Here is a 698-nt window from a genome sequence, read left to right on the forward strand (position 1 = left end):
CTGGTCCGCTTCGCGATGATCGACGACTACGGCTCCTCGTACCTGCCGCCGCACGTGTGGGCGTTCGCGCTCGGCTGGGCGCTGCTGGCCGGCGCGGCCGGCTTCATCTACTTCTGGAAGGCTGAGGAGACGTACGGCCGTGGCTGACACCACCGACAAGCGCACCGGCGAGAAGCTCCCGACCGTCATCGCCGACGGCGTGGACATCGTCTACCGGGTCAACGGCACCGGCGGCGGACGCGGTTCCGCCACCGCCGCCCTCAACCGCATCCTGCGCCGCGAGCAGACCGAGAAGGCGTCCGGTGTGCGCCGGGTGCACGCCGTGCGGAACGTGTCCTTCGTGGCGTACCGGGGCGAGGCGATCGGGCTCATCGGCACCAACGGCTCGGGCAAGTCGACCCTGCTCAAGGCCGTGGCCGGCCTGCTCCCGGTGGAGAACGGCCGCATCTACACCGATGGCCAGCCCTCCCTGCTGGGCGTGAACGCGGCCCTGATGCGCGACCTGACCGGTGAGCGCAACGTCCACCTCGGCGGGCTCGCCATGGGCATGTCCCGCGAGGAGATCCGGGAGCGCTACGAGGACATCGTCGACTTCTCCGGGATCAACGAGAAGGGCGACTTCATCACCCTGCCGATGCGCACCTACTCCTCCGGCATGGCGGCCCGGCTGCGCTTCTCCATCGCCGCCGCCAAGGACC

1 protein-coding gene and 1 pseudogene are annotated in these 698 nt (G+C 70.1%); both read left to right on the plus strand.

Annotated elements, in window-relative coordinates; genetic code table 11:
- A pseudogene (locus tag IE178_RS35160) lies at positions 1 to 147 on the plus strand (ABC transporter permease); the annotation flags it as partial.
- Positions 140 to 698, plus strand: a 559-nt coding sequence (locus tag IE178_RS35165) for an ABC transporter ATP-binding protein (protein WP_193515084.1), incomplete at its 3' end; no start/stop codon positions are given. The pseudogene IE178_RS35160 and the gene IE178_RS35165, both read left to right, overlap by 8 nt.

It is taken from the genome of Streptomyces griseoloalbus (assembly GCA_014650015.1).
In the GTDB taxonomy this organism is placed as follows: Bacteria; Actinomycetota; Actinomycetes; order Streptomycetales; family Streptomycetaceae; genus Streptomyces; species Streptomyces griseoloalbus.